The 932-nt window shown below is 65.3% G+C and carries 1 protein-coding gene; it reads left to right on the top strand.

Features of this window, described 5'->3' with window-relative positions:
• The first annotated feature begins 71 nt into the window (after positions 1-71).
• Positions 72-911, top strand: coding sequence for an IS5 family transposase (locus FM051_RS49995; RefSeq protein ID WP_202919545.1), 840 nt, complete (start codon positions 72-74; stop codon positions 909-911).
• Positions 912-932 lie beyond the last annotated feature (21 nt).

The raw sequence follows: 932 nt of genomic DNA on the forward strand, positions 1-932 counted from the left end.
TAGAGGGTGTTTGAAAAGGGGTAATTGGGCACTCAAGTGGTGAGCGGGTCTGGTGTTCAGCGGAGGTGATCATGATGATCGATCGTCGTAGGGCCTATCCCACGGATCTGTCCGATGCCGAGTGGGCGCGGCTTGCTCCGCTGATCCCCGCTCCGAAGCCGGGTGGTCGTCCACCGGTGCACGAACGGCGGGAGATCGTCAACGCGTTGTCCTACTGGATGCGGGCGGGGTGTGCCTGGCGGCTGCTGCCGCATGATCTGCCGCCGTGGCGGACGGTCTACCACTATTGGCGAACCTGGCGGCTGGAAGGCCGCTGGGAACACATCCTGGCCGCGTTGCGGGAACAGGAACGCGGTCGACAGGGCCGTGATCCGACTCCCAGCGCGGGTGTGATCGACAGTCAGAGTGTCAGGGCCGTCGACGGAGGCGGCCTGCACGGTTACGACGGCGGCAAGAAGGTCAACGGGGTCAAGCGTCATCTGCTCGTGGACACCCTGGGCATCGTGGTGTCGGCCTGTGTCAGTCCGGCCAATGTGGACGATCGCGAGGGCGCGAAGGTCGTGCTGGGCACGCTTGGCGAAGAGTTACGCCGATTACGGCACGTCTGGGCCGATGCCGGCTACCGCGGCGGATTCCTGGACTGGGCGCGTCAGACCGTGGGGGTCACCGTGCAGGTTGTCACCCGTCGCGATGGCGGGCGTACCTGGGCGCCTGTAGGGGCCCCGCCGCCCCCGGTTCCGCGGTTCGCGGTCGTGCCCCGCCGGTGGGTGGTGGAGAGGACATTTGCCTGGTTGGGCAAGTACCGCCGCCTGTCCAAGGACTACGAGTACCGGATCGACACCTCAGAGAACACGATCTACCTGGCCATGATCATGATCCTGCTCCACCGCCTGGGGAACGCCCCGAACTGAGCTTTTCAAACACCCTCTAGC

This window comes from Saccharothrix deserti, from assembly GCF_009769385.1.
Lineage (GTDB): Bacteria > Actinomycetota > Actinomycetes > Mycobacteriales > Pseudonocardiaceae > Actinosynnema > Actinosynnema deserti.